Consider the following 20,304-nt stretch of genomic DNA (forward strand, 5'->3'; position numbering starts at 1 on the left):
TGGGGGTCCTGTTGGCCAGATTCGACAGATACATGCTGTCGCAGCTCTTCACGCTTTTCGGCTTCTTCGCGCTGGTGCTGGTAGCGGTCTACTGGGTCAACCGGGCGGTGATCCTGTTCGATCAGCTGATCGCCGACGGCCATTCGGCCTTTGTCTTCCTCGAGTTCACCGCCCTGTCGCTGCCGCAGGTGATCGGCATGGTGCTGCCGATGGCGGCTTTCGCGGCCTCGATCTATGTCACCAACCGGCTGTCGAACGACAGCGAGCTGACGGTGATGCAGGCCACCGGCTTCTCGCCGTGGCGGCTGGCGCGACCGGTGCTGGTCTATGGCCTGATGCTGGCGATGATGATGTCGGTGCTGACCCATCTGCTGATCCCCGCCAGCCTCGAGCAGCTGAAAGAGCGCGAGCGCGAGATCGCCGGCTCGATCAGCGCACGGCTGCTGCGCGAGGGCACCTTCCTGCACCCGGCTGAGGGGGTGACCTTCTACATCCGCGAGATCTCGCCCGAGGGCGAACTGGCCGATGTCTTCCTGTCGGATGTGCGCAACGACACCCGCCACATCACCTATACCGCCGAAAAGGCCTATCTGCTGCGTGATGACGATGGCCCGAAGCTGATCATGCGCGACGGCATGGCGCAGGTGCTGACCCCCAAGACCGGCCAGCTCTCGACCACCAATTTCGCCCAGTTCTCGCGCGATATCAGCGGCTTGATCGCCCAGAACGGCCAAGGCCCGCGCAAGCTGCGCTATGTGTCCACCCGTGAGACGCTGTTCGACACGCTGGCCGTGGCCGAAGAGGTCAACGATCCGCCGGGCGAGGTGCTGCTCGAGGGCCACCAGCGGATCTCTCAAGCGCTGGTCACCATCGTGGCGGCGCTGATCGGCCATTCGGCGCTCTTGGCCGGCGGCTTCAGCCGGTTCGGCATCACGCGGCAGATCGTGCTGGCAGTGTTCCTGCTGGTGGTGGTGCAACTGGTCGAGGGCGCGATGACCGAGCCGGTGCGCGGCGACATGGCGCTCTGGCCCTTGGCCTATGTGCATGTGGGGATCGGTCTGGCGATCGCGCTGGCGCTTTATTGGCGGGCCGATCATCCTGCGGCGTTCCGGCGCCGGCGGCCGGCCCTGACGGAGGGCGCGGCATGACGCTTCACGCCTATTTCGCCCGCCGCTTCGCCACCATCTTTGGCGGCATGCTGGCAATCTTCTTCCTGTTCGTCATGTTGCTCGATCTGGTCGAGCAACTGCGCCGCTTCGACGAGGACGTGGGCTTTGGCCAGGTGCTGCAGGTAACCCTGCTCAACACCCCGGAGGGGCTCTACCAGATGCTGCCGCTGGTGATGATCCTCTCGGCGATCGCGCTCTGCCTGGCGCTGGCACGCTCGTCGGAACTGGTGGTCAGCCGTGCCGCCGGGCGCTCCGGCCTCTCGGCGCTGACCGGGCCGGTGGTGGTCGCGGCGCTGATCGGCGGCATCGCCGTGGCGGCCTTCAACCCGATCGTGGCGGCCACCTCGCAACGCTACCACGACCTGCGCGAGCTCTATGACAGCGGCGGCACCTCGACGCTGTCGATCGGCCGCGAGGGGCTCTGGCTGCGCCAGGGCGACGTCATGGGCCAGACGGTGATCCACGCCGAACGCTCGAACCCCACCGCCACGGTGCTGCATGACGTGACCTTTATCGGCTATGCTGCCAACGGCGGTCCGGTGCGGCGGATTGCGGCCGAGGAGGCGGCGCTGGCCACCGCGCAATGGGTGCTCAAGAACGCCAAGGTCTGGCCGCTGATCTCTGGCCTCAACCCGGAAACCAATGCCGCGGTACATGCCGAGCTGCGCCTGCCCTCGACCCTGACGCAAGAGCGCATCCGCGACAGTTTCGGCAAGCCCTCGGCGGTGGCGATCTGGGACTTGCCCGACTTCATCGCCCAGCTCGAGAACGCCGGCTTTTCGGCCCGGCGCCACGCGGTCTGGCTGCAGATGGAGCTGGCGCGGCCGGTCTTTCTGGTGTCGATGGTGCTGCTTGGCGCGGCCTTTACCATGCGCCACACACGCTTTGGCGGCACCGGGCTGTCGGTGCTGACGGCGCTGATGCTGGGCTTCGGGCTGTATTACCTGCGCAACTTCGCGCAGATCCTCGGCGAGAACGGCCAGGTCCCCGCCATCCTCGCCGCCTGGGCACCGCCGGTGGCGGCGGTGCTGATCGGCCTCGGCCTCATCCTGCACATGGAGGACGGCTGATGCTGCGCCGCCTGCTTCTTGCGCTCTGCTGCGCGCTGGCCCCGCTGTCTCTTGCCGCCCAGGAGGCCGGCACGGACGACCCGGCACTGCTGGTCGCCGATACCGTGGTGGTCACCCCCGACGAGCGGCTGATCGCCGAGGGCAACGTCGAGGCGCTTTATGACGGCACCCGGATCTGGGCGCGGCGGATCACCTATGCCCGCGAGACCGACAGCCTGATCATCGAGGGCCCGATCCGCATCGACGACGGCGAGAGCATCGTCATCCTCGCCGACAGCGCCGAACTGGACAGCGATCTCGAGAACGGGCTGCTCAGGGGCGCGCGCATGGTGCTCGACCAGCAGCTGCAACTGGCCGCGGTGCAGCTTGCCCGCGTCGAGGGGCGCTATACCCAGCTGTCCAAGGTCACCGTGACGTCGTGCCAGATTTGCGGACCGCAGGGCGTGGCGCTCTGGTCGATCCGGGCGCGCCGGGCGATCCATGACGAAGCGGCGCAGCAGCTCTATTTCGACGGCGCCACCTTTCGCGTGCTCGATGTGCCGGTGATGTATATTCCCCGCCTGCGGCTGCCCGACCCGACGCTGGAACGCGCCCGCGGCTTCCTGTTTCCCTCGATCCGCACCACCACCGAGCTCGGCACCGGGATCAAGCTGCCCTATTTCATTCCGCTCGGCGATCATGCCGACATCACGGTGACCCCCTACCTGTCGCAAGAGACCCGGACCCTCGAGCTGCGCTACCGGCAGGCCTTCGTCAACGGCGATATCGAGCTGAACGGCGCCGTCACCCGCGACACGCTGCTGCCCGACGAGATGCGCGGCTACCTGTTCGGCGAGGGGTTCTTCGATCTCGGCAACCGCTACGAGCTGAGCTTCAACTTCGAGGTGACGACGGATGAATCCTACCTCTCGGAGTACGACTATTCCGGCAAGGACCGGCTCGACAGCGAGATCTCGCTGAGCCGCACCACCCGCAATACCAGCCTGCTGGCCGAGCTGGTGCACTACAACACCCTGCGCGACAACGAGCTGAACTCGACCCAGCCGACAATCATTCCCGACCTGCGCTACGAGCGCCGCTACCAGCTCTCCAACCGCTTGGGCGGCGAGCTGCGGCTGGGGCTGCTGGGGCACAGCCACATCCGCTATTCCGAAAATAACGGCAGTGGCCGCGACGTCAGCCGCGCCGGGGCCGAGGCGGACTGGCGCAACCAGTGGACCTATGGCTCGGGGCTGCAAATCGCGGCACAGGCCGGGTTGGCCTTTGACCAGTTCACGACCGGAGATGACACCAGCGTCGCCGCGGTCGACAGTTCGGTCACCCCCTCGGCCGCGCTGACCTTTCGCTATCCCTTTCTGCGCAGTGGCGCCGGCGGGGCGCGGCAACTGCTTGAACCGGTGGCGCAGATCGGCTGGGTCGGCGGCCGTGACGCCGATGTCGCCAACGACGAAAGCACCCGGCAGGAGCTTGACGAAGGCAACCTGCTGTCGCTGTCGCGGTTCCCGGCCGAGGACCGGCGCGAGCGCGGCTTGGCAACGGTGCTGGGGCTGCGTTTCCTGCACAAGGCGGCCAGCGGCTGGGAGGCCGGGCTGTCGGTCGGCCGGGTCTATCGCAACGCGCAGAACGACGATTTCACCGCCACCTCAGGGCTGGACGAGGCCACCTCCGACTGGCTCTTCGCCACCCATTTCCGCAGCACCGACGGGCTCTACATCCAGTCGCGCACGCTCTGGGACGACACCGGAGAGGTCAGCAAGTCCGCCGCCCGCGGCGCCTGGTCGAACGATCGCGTCGACCTTGGCGCCTCCTTTATCCTGCTGCCCGCCGACAGCGACGAGGACCGCGACGAGAAGGTGGCGGAATGGAGCTTTGACGGGTCCTACCGGTTCAGCCGGCATTGGACCGTCTCGGGCGATGCGCAATATGACATCGCCGACAACCGCGCGGTCGAGGCGGGCCTTGGCCTCGCCTATCGCAACGAATGCATCGAGGCGGCCTTTACCGCCGACCGGACCTTCGCCGATTCATCCAATCTGGACCCTTTCACCACTTATGGTCTAACAGTGACGCTAAAAGGGTTCAGCACCGGCGGCGACGCAGGAAGCTACAGCAGGACATGCAGACAATGATTTCACGATTTCTCCGGACCGCGGCCGCGGCGCTTCTGATCGCGCCGCTGGCGCCCCTGTCGCTGCCCGCCCAAGGGCTGTTCTCGCCGGCCATCCAGATCGACGAGATGGTCATCACCAATTACGAGATCAACCAGCGCGTGGCCTTTCTCGGCGTGCTGCGCGCGCCCGGCAACCCGCAGGAGCTGGCCCGCGAACAGCTGATCGAGGACCGGCTCAAGCTGCGCGCCGCGCGCGAGATGGGGATCACCGTCACCCCCGAGCAGATCGCCGAGGGGATGGAGGAATTCGCCGGCCGGGCCAACCTGACCGCCGAGCAGCTGATCGCCGAACTGTCGAACCTCGGCGTCGCGGCCGAAACCTTTCGCGATTTCGTGCAAGCGGGTCTCGCCTGGCGCGAGGTGGTGCGCACGCGGTTCGCCGGCAGCGCCCAGGCCAGCGAGGCCGAGATCGACCGCGCCCTGGGCGCTGCCGGCGGCGGCTCTTCGGTGCGGGTGCTGCTGGCCGAAATCATCATGCCGGCGCCGCCCCCCGAGGCCGAGGCGGTGATGGCGCGCGCACAACGCATCGCCCGGACCACCTCCGAGGCCGAGTTCGCCGCCGCCGCGCGGCAGTATTCCGCCACTGCCACCGCCCGGTCGGGCGGCAAGCTTCCCTGGCAGCAGATCGAGGATCTGCCCCCCGTGCTGCGGCCCTTGGTGCTGGCGCTCTCGCCCGGCGAGGTCACCGATCCGCTGGCCATTCCGAACGCCGTGGCGCTGTTCCAGCTGCGCGCCATCGAGGAGACCGAGTTCGCCCGGCCGAGCTATGCGGCGGTGGAATATGCCGCCTATTACATGACCGGCGGCCGCAGCGCAGAGACCCTGGCCCAGGCCGCTGCGATCGAGGCCCGGATCGACACTTGCGATGATCTCTACGGCGTGGCCAAGGGCCAGCCCGAAGAGGTGCTGGACCGCACCACCCTGCCGCCAGAGCAGCTCCCCGCCGACATCGCCCTCGAGCTGTCGAAGCTCGATGCCGGCGAGACCTCGACCGCGCTGACCCGCGCCGGCGGCCAGACGCTGGTCCTGCTCATGCTCTGCGGCAGAACCCCTGCCGTGGAAGAAGCCCCCGACCGCGAGGCGGTGGCCACCGGTCTGCGCAACCGGCGCATCGGCAGCCTGTCGGAAAGCTACCTCGAGCAGCTGCGCGCCGATGCCCGGATCATGGAGCTGAATTGAGCCCCGCGCCCGCCTCTTCGCTGCCCGTTGCGCTCAGCTGCGGCGAGCCGGCGGGTGTGGGCCCCGAGCTTGCTTGCCGCGCCTGGGAGGCGCTGCGCGAACGGTTGGCGTTCTTCCTGATCGGCGACGCCCGCCACCTGCCCGACACCGCGCCACACGTGCGGATTGCCGACCCCGCCGAGGCCGCCGCGGCGATGGCCCACGGCCTGCCGGTGCTGCACCGCGATTTCGGCCCGGGCGTGACGCCTGGCGTGGCGCAGGCCGCCCATGCGCAGCCGGTGATCGACGCGATTGCCGAGGGGGTCTCTCTGGTGATGGCGGGCCGGGCGCGGGCGCTCTGCACCGCGCCGATCCACAAGCAGGCGCTGGCCGAGGGCGCAGGCTTTGCCTATCCCGGCCATACCGAATACCTCGCCGCGCAGGCCGGTGTCGAGCGGGTGGTGATGATGCTGGCCTCGCCCGAATTGCGGGTGGTGCCGGTGACGATCCACCTGTCGCTGGCCGAGGTGCCCGCGGCGCTGACACCCGCGCTGCTGGAGGAAACGCTGCGGATCACCCACGCCGGGCTGGTGCAGCGCTTCGGCCTTGCCGCGCCGCGGATCGCGGTGGCCGGGCTCAACCCCCATGCCGGCGAAGGCGGGCGGATGGGCCGCGAGGAGATCGCGCTGATCGCCCCGGTGCTCGACCGGCTGCGCGCCGAGGGCATGGAGATTGCCGGGCCGCTGTCGGCCGACACGATGTTTCACCCGGCCGCCCGCGCGCGCTATGACGTGGCGGTCTGCATGTATCACGATCAGGCGTTGATCCCGATCAAGACGCTGGATTTCGACCGCGGCGTCAATGTCACCCTCGGGCTGCCCTTCCTGCGCACCTCGCCCGATCACGGCACCGCCTTCGACATCGCCGGTCAGGGCCTTGCCAACCCGGCCTCGCTGATTGCGGCGCTGGAGATGGCCGGCAGCACAGCGGCAGAGCCTGCCTGACATGCGCCTTTACGAGAGAGACACCGCCTGATGGCCACGATTGACGACCTGCCGCCGCTGCGTGACGTGATCACCGATCACGGGCTGGTGGCGAAAAAGGCGCTGGGGCAGAACTTCCTGCTCGACCTCAACCTCACCGCCAAGATCGCCCGGCTGGCCGGCGAACTGTCGGGCTGCGACGTGCTCGAAGTCGGCCCCGGCCCCGGCGGTCTGACCCGCGGTCTGCTGGCCGAGGGGGCGCGCAAGGTGCTGGCGATCGAGAAGGACACCCGCTGCCTGCCGGCGCTGGCCGAGATCGCCGCGCGCTATCCCGGCCAGCTCGAGGTGATCAATGGCGACGCGCTGGAGATCGACCCGACGGCCTATCTGATGCCGCCGATCCGCATTGCTGCCAACCTGCCCTACAACGTCGGCACAGAGCTTCTGGTGCGCTGGCTGACGCCGCCCGACTGGCCGCCGTTCTGGCACTCGCTGACGCTGATGTTCCAGCGCGAGGTGGCGCAGCGGATCGTCGCCGGACCGGGATCGAAGACCTATGGCCGGCTGGCGATCCTGTCGCAATGGCGCACCGATCCGAAGATCGTGATGCATCTGCCGCCAGAGGCGTTTTCGCCGGCACCCAAGGTCTCGTCTGCCGTCGTGCATCTGACCGCCCTGCCCGCGCCGCGCTTTCCGGCCGATGCGAAGATCCTGCAGGAGGTGGTGGCCCGCGGCTTCAACCAGCGGCGCAAGATGCTGCGGGCGAGCCTGAAGGGGCTGCATCCGGCGGTCGAGGACCTGCTGCACGCCGCCGGGATCGCGCCGACCGAACGCGCCGAACAGGTGCCGCTCGAGGGTTTCTGCGCCCTTGCCCGCGAGGTCGAGGCGGCGCGGAAGTAGGCTTTCCGGACCGGAGACCTCGACTATCGCCTGCGTTGCGGGATGCGGCGAGAGGCCCCGGATCCGCTCCGGGGCGCGGCTGCGCAAGAGCGGTCCGCCACAGTGAGCGACCGAGCCGTCATGCCCACGGCCCCGCGTGCCGGCCCTGCGCAGGGACCTCGACGCCAGCCGCCGCGGCTGCGGGTCACAGGAGGCCCCGGGACAAGCCCGGGGCGCGGTCACCTGCAAGCCATCTGTAGGCCAACCAATTGAGGCGTCACGCCCCCGGACCGCGCGCCAACGGGCTTGTGGCAGCCGCGGGGCGACGGGTGCCGCGGGTGCCTGGGCTGCTGCAAGCCCGCCAACCGCCTGGCGGCATGAAAAAAGGCTGGCCGCAAAGCGCGACCAGCCTTCTTCCTGCATCTCGATCCCGCCAGCTTACTCGGCGGCTTGCGACGGCTCATCCTTGGCCGGGGCCTCTGAGGTCTCCTTGGCGGCGCTGTCCTTAGGCGCGGCATCCTTGGACGCGGCCTCCTTGGGGGCAGAGCGCCGCGAGGTCCGCTTGGCCGGGGCCGGTTTGGCGCGCTCTTCCTTGGCAGCTGGGTCCTTGGACGCCTCGCCACCCTCGTCGGAGGTGCCACTGTCGGCCTTCTTGCGCGCAGGCTTGCGACGCGGGCGCTTGGGCTTTTCTTCCTCGACCTTGCTCTCCGGCGTGTCGACCAGGTTGCTGTCGGAACTGGTGTCGGACACCTCGAGCACATCTGGCTGCGGCGCCTCGGCCGGATCGGCGCTCTGGCCGCCCTGGCTTCCTTGGCCCCCCTGGTTGCCTTGGCCCCCCTGGCCGGTGTCAGTGTCATTGCCGTTGCCGCCCGAGGACTCACGCTCCTGCCGCTCTGACCGCTCACGGTCGCGCTGGGCCTGGCGTTCGCGGTTCTGCCGCTCCTGCTCCTCGCGCTTGGAATCCTGTTCCTTCTGAGCCTCGCTCAGGAGCCTCAGGTAATGCTCGGCGTGCTGCTGGAAGTTTTCGGTCGCCACCCGGTCACCGGCCAGCTGGGCATCGCGTGCCAGCTGGTTGTACTTGTCGATGATCTGCTGCGGCGTCCCGCGCACCTTGCCCTCGGGGCCGGAGCTGTCGAAGACCCGGTTGATGATGTTGCCACCACCAGAAGGCTTATTGCGGTTCGATCGCGACCGCGACCGTGACTTGGATGATCTCATTATACTGTTATCCAGCCCGTTTTTGGATAGTCTCTAGCCGGTGTGCCAAACGCGGTGCTTGTGGCGCGATGCATTCGGCAATCATGCTCTTGTGCGGCGAGTGTCTCGCGGGGCGCAAAGCGCGACCCATCTGCGACGACACCCAAGCACTAACCATGACAGAGACATCCTTACAAGGGGGTAAATGCCGCAGATCCCGACCGAAAGGGCCAAAAGCGGCAGATTTGCACCGATTCCTGTCGGTCTTCAGTGGTTTTTGCGAGCGCTAACGGCACGGTCGCGCCCGTCGAGATCATGGATCACCACAACGTCAGACAGCCCGCCCTCGTCCATCAGGGTCGCCACCGGCAGCGCCTGCTGCCAGCCGATCTCGACCAGCAGCCGCCCGCCGGGCTCGAGAAACCGCCCCGCGCTGGCGGTGATCGCGCGGTAGGCCGAGAGCCCGTCGGCCTCGTCGGTGAGCGCCAGCCGCGGCTCGTGGGCGAGCTCGGGGGCCAGCGCCGCCATCTCGTGATCGGCGATATAGGGCGGGTTGGAAACGATCAGGTCAAAGCTGCCATCGACCTGACTGAACCAGTCGCTCTGCCGCAAAAGCGCGCAATCCGACAGCTCGAGCGCCGCGCGGTTGCGCGCCGCCACGTCAAGCGCCGCCGACGAGACATCGACGCCCAGGCCCCAGGCGCCCTGGCTCTCGGCCAACAGCGTCAACAGGATGCAGCCCGAGCCGGTGCCGAGGTCGAGTACCCGCTCAAAGGGCTGCGACAGCGCCGCCTCGATCAGCGTCTCGGTTTCGGGCCGCGGATCGAGCACATCCCGCGTCACCTCGAACTCGCGGCCGTAGAACATCCGCGTCCCGGTGAGATGCGACACCGGCTCGCGCGCCAGCCGGCGGGCGATCAGGCTCTCGAAGCGCGCTGCCACCTCCGGATCGACCGGTTCCGGCAGCACCAGCGTCAGCCGCCCGGCCGCCTGCCCCAGCGCATGCGCCAACAGCCTGCGGGCATCACGGCCGGCGCCGTCGATGCCGGCGGTCTTGAGCGCGTGGGTGGCGCGGGCCAGCAATTCCGAGCCGGTCATGTCATCGCCGCCAGCTGGGTTGCCTGGAAATCGGCGGTCAGCGCATCGACGATCTCGTCGAGATCGCCCTGCATCACCTGATCGAGCTTGTAGAGCGTCAGGTTGATGCGGTGATCGGTCATCCGTCCTTGCGGGAAATTGTAGGTCCGGATGCGTTCGCTGCGGTCGCCGGAGCCCACCTGGCTCTTGCGGTCGGCGCTGCGCTCGCTGTCGACCCGGCTGCGCTCGAGATCGTAGAGCCGGGTTTTCAGCACCTGCATCGCGATCTCGCGGTTGCGGTGTTGGGATTTCTCGGACGAGGTCACCACCAGCCCGGTGGGAATATGGGTGATCCGCACCGCCGAATCGGTGGTGTTCACGTGCTGGCCGCCTGCACCGGAGGCGCGCATGGTGTCGATGCGGAGGTCGCCCGCGTCGATATGGATATCGACATCCTCGGCCTCTGGCAGCACCGCGACGGTGGCGGCCGAGGTATGGATGCGCCCGCCACTCTCGGTCGTGGGCACCCGTTGGACCCGGTGCACGCCGGATTCGTACTTCAGCCGGGCAAAGACGTTTTCGCCCTTCACATGCGCCACCACTTCCTTGATGCCGCCAAGCTCTGTGGCGTTCTCCTCGATGATCTCGAAGCTCCAGCCCCGCGCCTCGGAATAGCGCTGGTACATCCGCAGCAGGTCACCGGCAAAGAGCGCCGCTTCCTCGCCGCCGGTGCCGGGACGGATCTCGACGATGGCGGGGCGCTTGTCGGCCGCATCCCGGGGCAAGAGCGCCAGCTGCAGCGCGTGTTCGGTCTCCGGCAGGCGCTTTTTCAGCAACGGCAGCTCGTCTTCCGCCAGTTCGCGCATGTCGGGATCGGACAGCATCGCCTCGGCCTCGGCCATGTCCTCCTGCAGCTGCCGCCACAGGCCGATCTGGTCCACCACCGGCTTGAGATCGGAGTATTCCTTGGCCAGAGCGGCAATGTCGCCCGCCTCGGCCCCGGCGTTCATCCGGGCTTCCAGGTACTGGAACCGGTCTTCGATCTGGCGCAGGCGGTCTTCGGGGATCATCAGGTGGTTTCAACTCGTAAGATTTGGGAGATGCAAGAGTTTCGTGATAAACTGCTCTCATGTTGAGAGGAAGTACCCTTTTGCTCCTGCTGGCCGCCGCCGCCCCTGCTCTTGCCGATGTCACCGGCCCGGGCGGGCGCACCATCGATTGCTATTGCACCGACCGCAGCGGCGCGCGCGTGGAACTGGGCCAGACCATCTGCCTGCAGGTCGACGGGCGGATGTTCATGGCGCAGTGCCAGATGTCGCTCAACGTGCCGATGTGGCGCGAGGTGGCGCAGGGATGTCTGGGCGCGTCACACGGCCGCCAGCCAAGCTTCGACCCGGGCGCGGTTGACGCCGAGATCTGACGGCCCAAATCGCGCCCGTCCGTAGATTTCCAAGACCGTGCCCTGCGGCGTCTCGGTCAGGCTGAGGGTGGTGTAGTCGGGAAACCCCACCAGCCGGCTGCGGGTGACATAGGTGATCCGGCCTTCTTCCAGCGATCCGGCCAGCACCTGCGTCCGCGGGGTGGCGCGGATCTCGGCATCGAGCGCGGCAAACCGCGCGCGGTCGGCGCTTTCACGGTGCACATGGGCGTTGGCGCCGGTCTCGTCACCGAGGTCCGTGCGCCCCGAGGCGACATGCCAGCGCGCCGCGTCCTGAGGCGCGAACCGCACCCAGGCGAGCCCGGACAACACCATCAGAAGAAGAGCAAGCGCAGATAACTTCAATTACTTACACTCCTTTCTTGAGGTGGTTCCAGCCCCAGAGGCAGATCAGCTCGACCGCCACATGGGCGCCGGCGATGGCGGTGGCGCCGGTGGTGTCGAACGGCGGCGAGACCTCGACAATATCACCGCCGATCATGTTGATCCCCGCCAATTCACGCAGCGCTACTGCCGCCTGAGCGGTGCTCAGCCCGCCCCAGACCGGGGTGCCGGTGCCCGGCGCAAAGGCCGGGTCGAGGCAGTCAATGTCGAAGGTCAGGTAAGTCGGGCTGTCGCCGACGATCTCCCGCACCCGCGCGGCGGCCTGTTTCGCGCCGATGTCATGCACCTCGCGGGCGTCGATCAGATGCATGCCGTGGCGGTCGGGGTTGTCGGTGCGGATGCCCACATGCACCGATCGCGACGGATCGACGATCCCGAGCTTGATTGCCTTGTAGAGAAAGGTGCCGTGGTCGATGCGGTCGAAATCATCGTCGGTCCAGGTGTCGGAATGGGCATCGAACTGGATCACCGACAGGGGCCCGAACTTTTCCGCATAGGCCTTGAGGATCGGCAGGGTGATGAAGTGATCGCCGCCTAGCGTCACGGTGCCGACGCCCTGGGCGAGGATGCCGGCAATGTGACGTTGCAGCGTGTCGGGAAACTCGGCCACCTTGGCATAGTCGAAGGCGAGATCACCGTAATCGACGATGCTGAGCGCTTCCATGGGATTGTACCCCCAGCCATAGGGCGCGTCGGGGCTTTGCAGCGCGCTGGCCTCGCGGATCGCGCGGGGGCCGAAGCGGGTGCCGGGGCGGTTGGTCACCGCCTGATCGAAAGGCACGCCGGTGACCGCCAGATCGACGCCGGAGAGGTCCTTGCTGTAGCGCCGCCGCAGGAAGGAGGTCGCCCCGCCGAAGGTGTTCTCGAACCCGAGGCCGGTGTAGCCTTGCCGCGTAAAGGCTTCGTCTACCTTGGTTTTTGCGTCTTCCAGCGCCATCGACATATCCTTTCGCCTCGGCCGGGGTCTGGACTTCATGCCCGCCCCGCGACAGGGTGCAGACAAACGCAAATGACCGGGGGCTGCAATGGCTGACGACGCTTTGATCCACGATCCCAAGGGCGGCATGCCGCGGCTGCTGGAAATCATGCGGCGGCTGCGCGATCCGGAGGCGGGCTGTCCCTGGGACATCGAACAGGATTTCAGCACCATCGCACCCTATACCATCGAAGAGGCCTATGAGGTCGCCGACGCCATCGAGCGGCAGGACTGGGGCGAGCTCAAGGGCGAGCTGGGCGACCTGCTGTTCCAGTCGGTGTTCCACGCGCAGATGGCCGAGGAGGCCGGGCTGTTCAGCTTTGACGACGTGGCCAACACCATGTCCGACAAGATGGTCGCGCGGCATCCGCATGTCTTCGGCGACGAGAGCCGCGACAAGAGCCCCGAGCAGCAGACACGCGACTGGGAGGCGATCAAGGCCGCCGAGCGCGCCGGCAAGGCGCAGAAAGGCGCGCTCGAGGGCGTGGCCGTCGGGCTGCCGGCGCTGCTCAGGGCCTTCAAGCTGCAGAAACGCGCCGCGCGGGTCGGCTTCGACTGGCCCGAGACCGCGCAGGTGCTCGACAAGATCGCCGAGGAGGCGCACGAGCTGGTCGAGGCGCGCGACACGCTGACCCGGGACGCGGTTGAAGAGGAAATGGGCGATCTGCTCTTCGTCATGGCCAACCTTGCACGACATCTCGACGTCGAACCGGAGGCGGCGCTGCGCCGGGCCAATGCGAAATTCACCCGGCGTTTCAGGTCGATAGAGGCCGCTCTTGCCGCATCGGGGCGGACAGCCGAGGAGTCGACGCTGGAGGAAATGGATGCGCTCTGGGATGCCGCCAAGGCCGATGAGCGCCGGGCGGCGGAATGAGCCTCAGCGCAGCAATGTGATCCCTTCGAGGCCGGCAATCCGCTCGAGGTCTGCGCTGTAACGTCCTGACAAAACACTCTTTTCACTCTCGGAATACCGGGTGACCCCGAGATCGCGGTCATCCTCGGAGAAATCGCGGATCACCTGCTGCCACTCGGCCCGCGGCAGGGTTTCACCGGCGTGGTAGCGCGCCTGCAGATGGCGCAGCGCAGCGTCTGTGGCCGAACGGTTCACGCTGTTCGTGGGCTCCCCCAGCGGGCCGTCGAGCGCCGGCATCAACCGACGCAGCAGGTCGCAGCTGCGGCCGCGGCGCGCGTAATCCGCCACAAGCAGTTCCTGCGGCGCGAGAATGTCGCGAAACGCCTGCACCAGCTCTACCCAACCGCGGTCCATGGCGAGAAACCCCGGCACCCGCCCGGCGAAATCGCCCACCGGATGATCCTCGGCCCGTTTGCGATAAGCGCTCGCGAACAGCGTGTCGTAGCTGCGCAGCAGCAGCAGAACCCGGCGGGTCTGCCCGCCGGCGGCGGCGATCGCGTTGGCCATAAGCCGCAGGCGCTGCTCGGCCTGGGGATAGAACTGGCCGCGCAGAAAGGGGAACATCTGTCCGGGAATGTTCTCCTCCGAGAGCAGCAGCGCCCTTGAAGGATCAGGGCTGTGATGGCGCAGCCGCCGCAGCACGCCGTCATGTCCCGCCTTGTTGAGCGGCAGCCGCAAGGTGCCCCCCGGCGCACCTTCGCGGCCGGGATAGGCCACGTCGCAACCCACGGCATCCAGCGCCACCCGGTTCACCGCGAGACAGAGCTGGAATGACGATGTGCCGGTGCGATGGGCGCCGGCGTGGATCAGGATCTCTTTCGGCATCTCGGGGTCCTGGTTTGGGAAACCTTGCGGGTTTATGGCGGTTGCCGCATACCGCTTATGGACTTTCGGGGCTGCGATTGACAAGTTGGCGGCCACGAAGCCCTGGCCCGAACGAGGTCCCATGACAGCACGCAAGATCATCATCGACACCGACCCCGGACAGGACGACGCGGTGGCGATCCTTCTCGCCCTGGCCAGCCCCGAGGAGATCGAGGTGCTGGGCATCACCGCCGTGGCCGGCAACGTGCCGCTGGCGCTGACCGTGAAAAATGCCCGCATCGTCTGCGAGCTGGCCGGCAAGACGGACGTGCCGGTGTTCGCCGGCTGCGACGCGCCGCTGACGCGGCCGCTGGTGACCGCCGAGCACGTGCATGGCAAGACCGGGCTCGACGGTCCGGTTCTGCCGGACCCCGAAATGCCTCTGCAAGAGCAGCACGCGGTCGATTTCATCATCGAGACCCTGCGCGCCGAGCCCGCAGGCACGGTGATGCTCTGCCCGCTGGGACCGCTGACAAATATCGCCACTGCCTTTGATCGCGCGCCCGAAATTGCCGGCCGGGTGCAGGAGATCGTGCTGATGGGCGGCGCCTATTTCGAGGTCGGCAACATCACCCCGGCGGCCGAGTTCAACATTTACGTCGACCCGGAAGCTGCTGATATCGTGTTTAAATCAGGCGCGCCGATCACTGTGATGCCACTTGACGTGACGCATAAGGCGCTGGTCACCAAGGCGCGCAACGACGGCTTTCGCGCACTTGGCACACCGGTAGGCCGCGCGGTGGCCGAGATGACCGATTTTTTCGAGCGGTTCGACAAGGAGAAATACGGCTCCGATGGCGCGCCGCTGCATGACCCTTGCGTGATTGGCTGGCTGCTGAGGCCAGAGTTGTTCTCGGGCCGGCGGATCAATGTCGAGATCGAGACCGGCTCTGAATTGACTCTCGGGATGACCGTGGCCGACTGGTGGGGCGTCACCGACCGCAAGGCCAATGCGCTCTTCATCGGCGATGTCGACGCCGATGGGTTCTTTGATCTGCTAACGGAAAGGCTGGCCCGGTTATGAGCACAAGGTTGCACCTCGCCGGTCCCGACGACCTTGAGCGGCTGATGCCGCTGACCACCGCCTTTTCGGTCGAGACCGGCATCAAGACCGACGACGACTGGCGCCGCGCCGCTGTCGCGCCGCTGCTCGAGGGCTCGCCGCATGGTGCGGTCTACCTGATCGGGCCGCAGAAGGCGCCGGTGGGCTATATCATCCTCAGCTTCGGCTGGTCGCTGGAATTCGGCGGCATGGACGGCTTCGTCGACGAACTCTACATCCGCCCCGCCGTGCGTGGCCGCGGCATGGCGACCGATGTGCTCTATTCGCTGCCGCGGGCGCTGCGCGATGCCGGGCTGAAGGCGCTGCATCTCGAGGTCAATCGCGAGGACGCCTCGGCGCAGCGGCTCTATCGCAAGGCGCATTTTCAGCTGCGCGGCGGATATTCATTGATGTCGCTGAAGTTGTGAGGCCATGCTGGGCCGGACGGCCCTCTCCTTCATGCGGATAACATCATGAATTTCCTGCAGATCACATCGCTGCTGATCGTCCTTGCCGGGCTTTTTGGCGCGATCAACTACCTGGTGCTCAAGCTGCCGGCGGCGATCGGCATTCTGGTGGTGGCGCTGCTCGCCTCGTTCGGGATCATGGCGCTCGACCTCGTGCTGCCGGCGCTGGGGCTGGCCGACACGGTGCGCGCCACGGTGCAGGGGCTGGAATTCTCCGACGCGCTGCTCGAGGGGATGCTGGGGCTGTTGCTCTTTGCCGGAGCGCTGCATGTCAAGCTCTCGGACCTGCGCGAGCAATGGCGGCTGGTCTTCCTGATTGCGACGCTGGGGGTTGGCCTGTCGACGTTGATCGCGGGCTTCGGCTTTTTCTGGATGACCGGCATGCCGCTGCTGGTGGCGCTGGTCTTTGGCGCGCTGATCTCGCCCACCGATCCGGTGGCGGTGCTCGGCGTGCTGCGAGAGGCCAACCTGCGCAAGGAACTCGAGACCAAGATCGCCGGCGAGTCGCTGTTCAACGACGGCGTCGGCTACGTGGTCTTTCTGGTGCTGGTCGGGCTGGCCTTTCCCGCCGGCGACGCGCATGGCGGCGGGCTGCAGGCGGCGGCGCTGCTTTTCGTGCAGGAGGCGCTTGGCGGCGCGGTGCTGGGGATCGTGCTGGGCTGGCTGACCTTCCGGCTGATGCGGCGGATCGACGATTACTCGCTCGAGGTGCTGCTGACCCTCGGGCTGGCCTTTGGCGGCTATGAACTGGCGGTGGCGCTGCATGTCTCGGCGCCGATCATGGCGGTCTGCGCCGGGCTCTTGATCGGCGATATCGGCACCAAGCACGGCATGACCGAAGAGACCCGCAACTACGTCGAGGCGTTCTGGAAGCTGATCGACGAGATTCTCAACGCGGTGCTGTTCCTGATGATCGGCTTCGAAGTCTTTGCGCTGGCCTTCGACGTCAGCGATCTGGTGATCGGCGTGATGTCGATCGCGCTGGCGCTGGTGGCGCGGCTGGTGGCCGTGGCGGTGCCGGTGCTGGTGCTGCGCCCGTTCCGCAGCTTTCCGCGTGACGTGATCCCGCTCATGACATGGGGCGGGCTCAAGGGCGGCATCTCGGTCGCGCTGGCGCTGTCGCTGCCCGAGGGCGAATGGAAGCCGCTGATCCTGACCGCGACCTATGTGGTGGTGATCTTCTCGATCATCGTCCAGGGCCTTACCGTCACCCGCCTGGCCAACCGGCTGGGCCGCGAGCCGGATCTCGTCTGATGGCGCTGTTCGTCTTTGATTTCGATGCCGAGGGCCGGGCGCATGAGGGCGCGCTCGACCGTGAGGTGGCCGAGGGTTACTGGCGCTGGGTGCATTTTGATCTGGCGGCGCCGGGCACGGTGGCCCGCGTCGGCCAGCTGGTCTCGGAAGAGGCGGCCGAAGTGCTGGTCCAGCCCGAGACGCGGCCGCGCTACCTGGCGCTCGGCGAGGCGATGATCCTGATCCTGCGGGGGGCCAATTTCAACCCCGGCCAGTCGGCCGATGACATGGTCTCGCTCAGGCTCTGTGCCAGTGCCTCGCTGGTTGTCACGCTGCGCCACCGGCCGATCTTTGCGGTGCGCGACCTGCAGGGCGAGCTCGACGGCGGTCGCTGCCTGCCCGGCGGCCCGGGCGAGCTGGTGGCCGAGCTGACCGAGCGGCTGGTCGACCGGATCGAACAGGTCTCGCTCAGGCTCGACGATCAGGTCGACGCGCTGGAAGAGGCGATCCTTGATCCCGACTGCCCGCCGGATGTGCTGGCCCCCCTGCCCGAGCTGCGCCGTGCCTCGATCCGCCTGCTGCGCTACCTGCGGCCACAGAGCGAGACCCTGCGGCGGCTCGAGAGCCGGCCGGTCGACGCGATGGTGCTGCCGCAGGACGAGATCCGCGAGAGCGCCAACCGGGCGCAGCGCGCGCTCGAGGAGCTTGACGCGGTGCACCAGCGGCTCGATGCGCTGGCCGATCACCAATATGCCCAGAAGGCCGACCAGCTGTCGCGCAATGGCTATGGCCTTTCGGTGGTGGCGGCGATCTTTCTGCCACTGGGGTTCGTCACCGGACTTTTCGGGATGAATGTCGGTGGCCTGCCCTTCGATGACACGCCGCTGGGCTTTGCCATCGTCTGTTTCAGCATGGCCGGTTCGGTCATCCTCGTGCTGCTGATTCTGCGGCTCCTGCGGCTGATCTAGGCTTTGCCCGATTCCCCCCTTACTTGCGCGGAAAAACCTGCCAGAGTGGGCGCAATCCATTTCAACGGGAGGATACGACATGGGATTGATGGGCACTTTGGCCAAGGTCGCGCTCGGCTATGCCGCGGCGCGCGGCGTGGATCACATGAGCCGCAACCAGGGGCTCGGCGGCATGTTGGGCGGTGCGCAACTGCCCCCCGGTGAGGCCAAGGCCAGCCAGAACCCCTCCGCCGAGGCGATGGGCCAGGTGCCGGGCATGGAGCAGATGCGCGGGATGATGGCGCAGATGCGCGAGAGCGGTGCCCAGAGCATGGGGCAGGCGCAGGACATGTTCTCCAAGATGATGGGCGCCGGCGGCGGCGCGGGGATGAACCTGCAGGAGATGATGGGCAACCTGATGGGCAGCAAGACCGAATCCACCGGCGCCAAGGGTGGCGGTCTGCTGTCGGGCGCCGGCGGCGCCGGGCTGGCGGCGCTGCTGTCGATGGCCGGTGGTGCCGCGGCGGCTCAGGGCAAGGGCGTCAGCGCCATGCTCGACCAGGTGCCGGAAGGACCCGGCACGCCAGAGGCCGAGGAGGCCGCCGGGCTGATGCTGCGGGCGATGATCCAGGCGGCGAAATCCGACGGCGGCATCGACGCCGAGGAAAAGGCCCGCATCCTCGAGACCGTGGGCGAGGATGCCGACGCCGAGAGCCAGGCCTTCGTCAAGAAACAGCTCGCGGCCAAGGTCGATCCCAAGGCGCTGGCCGCCGACACGCCGGAGGCGCAGAAGATGCAGGTCTATTCGATGTCGCTGATGTCGATCCGGGTGGATACCGCGGCCGAGGCGAAATACCTCGACGAGCTGGCCTCTGAATTGGGGCTCGACCAGCAGACGGTGAACATGCTGCACCTGCAGATGGGGGTGCAGCCGCTCTATGCCTGAGCTTCGGGCGTGACCCTCTGGCCCGGCGCATGTGCCGCCGGGCCAAAGCCTGCCCCGACTGCGCATCGGCGCTCTTGCCCTTTGCCCTCCATCTGCGTAAACCGCGCCGGACGATTTCAGGCAGGACGACCCCATGCCCCTTCTGGTGATGAAATTCGGCGGCACCTCTGTCGCCACGCTCGACCGTATCCGCCGCGCCGCCAAACGCGTGGGCGTGGAAGTGGCCAAGGGCTATGACGTGATCGTCATCGTCTCGGCCATGGCGGGCGAGACCAACAAGCTCGTCGGCCTGGTCAACGAGACCTCGCCGCTGTTCGACGCGCGCGAATACGATGCGATCGTATCCTCGGGCGAGAACGTGACCGCCGGCCTGATGGCGCTGACCTTGCAGGAAATGGACGTGCCGGCGCGTAGTTGGCAGGGCTGGCAGGTGCCGCTCAAGACCACCAACGCCCACGCCGCCGCGCGGATCACCGAGATCCCCACCGACAACATCAACGCCAAGTTCGCCCAAGGCATGCAGGTGGCCGTGGTCGCGGGCTTTCAGGGCATCGCCCCGGATGGCCGGCTCACCACGCTGGGCCGGGGCGGATCGGACACCACCGCAGTGGCCTTTGCCGCCGCCTTTGGCGCCGAGCGCTGCGACATCTACACCGATGTCGACGGCGTCTATACCACCGACCCGCGGATCTGCGAAAAGGCCCGCAAGCTCGACAAGATCGCCTTTGAAGAGATGCTCGAGCTGGCCTCGCTGGGCGCCAAGGTGCTGCAGACCCGCTCGGTCGAGCTGGCGATGCGCTACAACGTGAAGCTGCGGGTGCTTTCGAGCTTCGAGGAAATGGACGATGCGGCCGGAACGCTCGTCTGCGATGAGGAAGAAATCATGGAACTCAATGTCGTCTCTGGCGTGGCCTATTCCCGTGACGAGGCCAAGATGACCCTGATCTCGGTGGCCGACCGCCCCGGCATCGCCGCCGCGATCTTTGGCCCGCTGTCGGATGCCGGCGTCAACGTCGACATGATCGTTCAGAACATCTCGGAAGAGGGCCGCACCGACATGACCTTCTCCTGCCCCACCGATCAGGTAAAGCGGGCGGAAAAGGCAATGTCCGACGCCAAGGCCTCGGGCGCGATCAACTACCACGACATCGTCGCCGACACCGGTGTCGCCAAGGTCTCGGTCGTGGGGATCGGCATGCGGTCCCACGCCGGCGTGGCGGCCAAGATGTTCAAGGTACTCTCGGATGAGGGTATCAACATCAAGGTCATTACAACCTCCGAGATAAAAATTTCCGTTCTGATCGACCGGAAATATATGGAACTCGCCGTGCAGGCCCTGCATGATGCCTTCGAACTGGAAAAAGCGACCTGACGCCCCCGCCCTGAGACGG

At 67.1% G+C, this 20,304-nt stretch carries 20 protein-coding genes; 14 read left to right on the forward strand and 6 right to left on the reverse strand.

Translation table 11 applies throughout. The annotated features are described in order from the left end of the window. Positions 1-11 precede the first annotated feature (11 nt). Genes lptF through rsmA form a run of 6 tightly spaced genes read left to right on the forward strand, consistent with a single transcriptional unit; the run spans position 12 to position 7,450 of the window. Complete coding sequence (lptF, locus tag VOI27_RS05300; protein WP_323764262.1) at positions 12-1,148, forward strand: LPS export ABC transporter permease LptF; 1,137 nt, start codon at positions 12-14, stop codon at positions 1,146-1,148. Next, positions 1,145-2,239 (forward strand): LPS export ABC transporter permease LptG, encoded by a 1,095-nt coding sequence (gene lptG, locus VOI27_RS05305; RefSeq protein ID WP_323764263.1) that lies wholly within the window; start codon positions 1,145-1,147, stop codon positions 2,237-2,239. Before lptF ends, lptG begins: the two co-directional genes overlap by 4 nt. After that, entirely contained in the window at positions 2,239-4,368 is a 2,130-nt protein-coding gene (locus VOI27_RS05310; RefSeq protein WP_323764264.1) for an LPS-assembly protein LptD, read from the forward strand. Before lptG ends, VOI27_RS05310 begins: the two co-directional genes overlap by 1 nt. Continuing rightward, a complete protein-coding gene (locus tag VOI27_RS05315) occupies positions 4,365-5,588 on the forward strand; it encodes a peptidylprolyl isomerase (protein ID WP_323764265.1) in 1,224 nt (407 codons plus the stop codon). Before VOI27_RS05310 ends, VOI27_RS05315 begins: the two co-directional genes overlap by 4 nt. Beyond that, complete coding sequence (pdxA, locus tag VOI27_RS05320; RefSeq protein WP_323764266.1) at positions 5,585-6,571, forward strand: 4-hydroxythreonine-4-phosphate dehydrogenase PdxA; 987 nt, start codon at positions 5,585-5,587, stop codon at positions 6,569-6,571. Before VOI27_RS05315 ends, pdxA begins: the two co-directional genes overlap by 4 nt. A 30-nt stretch (positions 6,572-6,601) precedes the next feature. After that, positions 6,602-7,450, forward strand: a complete 849-nt coding sequence (gene rsmA, locus VOI27_RS05325; RefSeq protein ID WP_323764267.1) for a 16S rRNA (adenine(1518)-N(6)/adenine(1519)-N(6))-dimethyltransferase RsmA — start codon at positions 6,602-6,604, stop codon at positions 7,448-7,450. Positions 7,451-7,867: 417 nt separating this feature from the next. Here rsmA and VOI27_RS05330 read toward each other — a convergent pair whose 3' ends face one another. The 3 genes from VOI27_RS05330 to prfA form a co-directional block, all read right to left on the reverse strand. After that, positions 7,868-8,647 (reverse strand): DUF4167 domain-containing protein, encoded by a 780-nt coding sequence (locus VOI27_RS05330; protein ID WP_323764268.1) that lies wholly within the window; start codon positions 8,645-8,647, stop codon positions 7,868-7,870. Between the two features lie 246 nt (positions 8,648-8,893). Then, entirely contained in the window at positions 8,894-9,724 is an 831-nt protein-coding gene (gene prmC, locus VOI27_RS05335) for a peptide chain release factor N(5)-glutamine methyltransferase (protein WP_323764269.1), read from the reverse strand. Beyond that, on the reverse strand, positions 9,721-10,773 hold the full coding sequence (gene prfA, locus VOI27_RS05340) for a peptide chain release factor 1 (RefSeq protein ID WP_323764270.1): 1,053 nt from the start codon (positions 10,771-10,773) through the stop codon (positions 9,721-9,723). Before prfA ends, prmC begins: the two co-directional genes overlap by 4 nt. A 59-nt stretch (positions 10,774-10,832) precedes the next feature. On the opposite strand from prfA, the gene VOI27_RS05345 reads away from it, so the two are divergent. After that, positions 10,833-11,123 carry a hypothetical protein gene (locus VOI27_RS05345; RefSeq protein ID WP_323764271.1) on the forward strand — a complete coding sequence of 97 codons (291 nt, stop codon included), beginning with the start codon at positions 10,833-10,835 and terminating at the stop codon, positions 11,121-11,123. Here the strand turns inward: VOI27_RS05345 and VOI27_RS05350 are convergent. Both VOI27_RS05350 and speB read right to left on the reverse strand, forming a co-directional pair. After that, complete coding sequence (locus tag VOI27_RS05350) at positions 11,070-11,486, reverse strand: DUF1499 domain-containing protein (RefSeq protein WP_323764272.1); 417 nt, start codon at positions 11,484-11,486, stop codon at positions 11,070-11,072. The two genes, VOI27_RS05345 and VOI27_RS05350, sit on opposite strands and share 54 nt — an antisense overlap. A 4-nt stretch (positions 11,487-11,490) precedes the next feature. Further along, a complete protein-coding gene (speB, locus tag VOI27_RS05355) occupies positions 11,491-12,462 on the reverse strand; it encodes an agmatinase (RefSeq protein WP_323764273.1) in 972 nt (323 codons plus the stop codon). An 88-nt stretch (positions 12,463-12,550) separates the two neighbouring features. On the opposite strand from speB, the gene mazG reads away from it, so the two are divergent. Then, positions 12,551-13,375: a nucleoside triphosphate pyrophosphohydrolase gene (mazG, locus tag VOI27_RS05360; RefSeq protein WP_323764274.1), complete on the forward strand. Its 825-nt coding sequence runs from the start codon at positions 12,551-12,553 to the stop codon at positions 13,373-13,375. 3 nt (positions 13,376-13,378) lie between these two features. On the opposite strand, the gene VOI27_RS05365 is transcribed toward mazG, so the two are convergent. Continuing rightward, entirely contained in the window at positions 13,379-14,239 is an 861-nt protein-coding gene (locus VOI27_RS05365) for a hypothetical protein (RefSeq protein WP_323764275.1), read from the reverse strand. A gap of 121 nt (positions 14,240-14,360) precedes the next feature. Here VOI27_RS05365 and VOI27_RS05370 point away from each other — a divergent pair, with 121 nt between their 5' ends. From VOI27_RS05370 to VOI27_RS05395, 6 genes are all read left to right on the forward strand, one after another. Further along, positions 14,361-15,302 carry a nucleoside hydrolase gene (locus tag VOI27_RS05370; RefSeq protein ID WP_323764276.1) on the forward strand — a complete coding sequence of 314 codons (942 nt, stop codon included), beginning with the start codon at positions 14,361-14,363 and terminating at the stop codon, positions 15,300-15,302. Then, positions 15,299-15,748 (forward strand): GNAT family N-acetyltransferase, encoded by a 450-nt coding sequence (locus VOI27_RS05375; RefSeq protein ID WP_323764277.1) that lies wholly within the window; start codon positions 15,299-15,301, stop codon positions 15,746-15,748. The genes VOI27_RS05370 and VOI27_RS05375 overlap by 4 nt, the downstream gene beginning before the upstream one ends. Positions 15,749-15,793: 45 nt before the next feature. Next, positions 15,794-17,041, forward strand: a complete 1,248-nt coding sequence (locus VOI27_RS05380; protein ID WP_323764278.1) for a sodium:proton antiporter — start codon at positions 15,794-15,796, stop codon at positions 17,039-17,041. Beyond that, positions 17,041-17,988: a CorA family divalent cation transporter gene (locus VOI27_RS05385; RefSeq protein WP_323764279.1), complete on the forward strand. Its 948-nt coding sequence runs from the start codon at positions 17,041-17,043 to the stop codon at positions 17,986-17,988. Before VOI27_RS05380 ends, VOI27_RS05385 begins: the two co-directional genes overlap by 1 nt. A 79-nt stretch (positions 17,989-18,067) precedes the next feature. Continuing rightward, positions 18,068-18,913 (forward strand): DUF533 domain-containing protein, encoded by an 846-nt coding sequence (locus VOI27_RS05390; protein WP_323764280.1) that lies wholly within the window; start codon positions 18,068-18,070, stop codon positions 18,911-18,913. A 133-nt stretch (positions 18,914-19,046) separates the two neighbouring features. Beyond that, a complete protein-coding gene (locus VOI27_RS05395) occupies positions 19,047-20,285 on the forward strand; it encodes an aspartate kinase (RefSeq protein ID WP_323764281.1) in 1,239 nt (412 codons plus the stop codon). Positions 20,286-20,304 lie beyond the last annotated feature (19 nt).

Origin of the sequence: Marinovum sp., from assembly GCF_034669705.1 — a bacterium.
In the GTDB taxonomy this organism is placed as follows: Bacteria; Pseudomonadota; Alphaproteobacteria; order Rhodobacterales; family Rhodobacteraceae; genus Marinovum.

Coding starts and splice junctions, on each gene's coding strand:
- VOI27_RS05365 (WP_323764275.1), bottom strand. CDS start 14,239: ATGCCGAAAGAGATCCTGATCCACGCCGGCGCCCATCGCACCGGCACA.
- VOI27_RS05380 (WP_323764278.1), top strand. CDS start 15,794: ATGAATTTCCTGCAGATCACATCGCTGCTGATCGTCCTTGCCGGGCTT.
- mazG (WP_323764274.1), top strand. CDS start 12,551: ATGGCTGACGACGCTTTGATCCACGATCCCAAGGGCGGCATGCCGCGG.
- VOI27_RS05395 (WP_323764281.1), top strand. CDS start 19,047: ATGCCCCTTCTGGTGATGAAATTCGGCGGCACCTCTGTCGCCACGCTC.
- VOI27_RS05345 (WP_323764271.1), top strand. CDS start 10,833: ATGTTGAGAGGAAGTACCCTTTTGCTCCTGCTGGCCGCCGCCGCCCCT.
- rsmA (WP_323764267.1), top strand. CDS start 6,602: ATGGCCACGATTGACGACCTGCCGCCGCTGCGTGACGTGATCACCGAT.
- VOI27_RS05315 (WP_323764265.1), top strand. CDS start 4,365: ATGATTTCACGATTTCTCCGGACCGCGGCCGCGGCGCTTCTGATCGCG.
- VOI27_RS05385 (WP_323764279.1), top strand. CDS start 17,041: ATGGCGCTGTTCGTCTTTGATTTCGATGCCGAGGGCCGGGCGCATGAG.
- lptG (WP_323764263.1), top strand. CDS start 1,145: ATGACGCTTCACGCCTATTTCGCCCGCCGCTTCGCCACCATCTTTGGC.
- VOI27_RS05390 (WP_323764280.1), top strand. CDS start 18,068: ATGGGATTGATGGGCACTTTGGCCAAGGTCGCGCTCGGCTATGCCGCG.
- speB (WP_323764273.1), bottom strand. CDS start 12,462: ATGGCGCTGGAAGACGCAAAAACCAAGGTAGACGAAGCCTTTACGCGG.
- VOI27_RS05310 (WP_323764264.1), top strand. CDS start 2,239: ATGCTGCGCCGCCTGCTTCTTGCGCTCTGCTGCGCGCTGGCCCCGCTG.
- VOI27_RS05375 (WP_323764277.1), top strand. CDS start 15,299: ATGAGCACAAGGTTGCACCTCGCCGGTCCCGACGACCTTGAGCGGCTG.
- VOI27_RS05330 (WP_323764268.1), bottom strand. CDS start 8,647: ATGAGATCATCCAAGTCACGGTCGCGGTCGCGATCGAACCGCAATAAG.
- prmC (WP_323764269.1), bottom strand. CDS start 9,724: ATGACCGGCTCGGAATTGCTGGCCCGCGCCACCCACGCGCTCAAGACC.
- prfA (WP_323764270.1), bottom strand. CDS start 10,773: ATGATCCCCGAAGACCGCCTGCGCCAGATCGAAGACCGGTTCCAGTAC.
- VOI27_RS05370 (WP_323764276.1), top strand. CDS start 14,361: ATGACAGCACGCAAGATCATCATCGACACCGACCCCGGACAGGACGAC.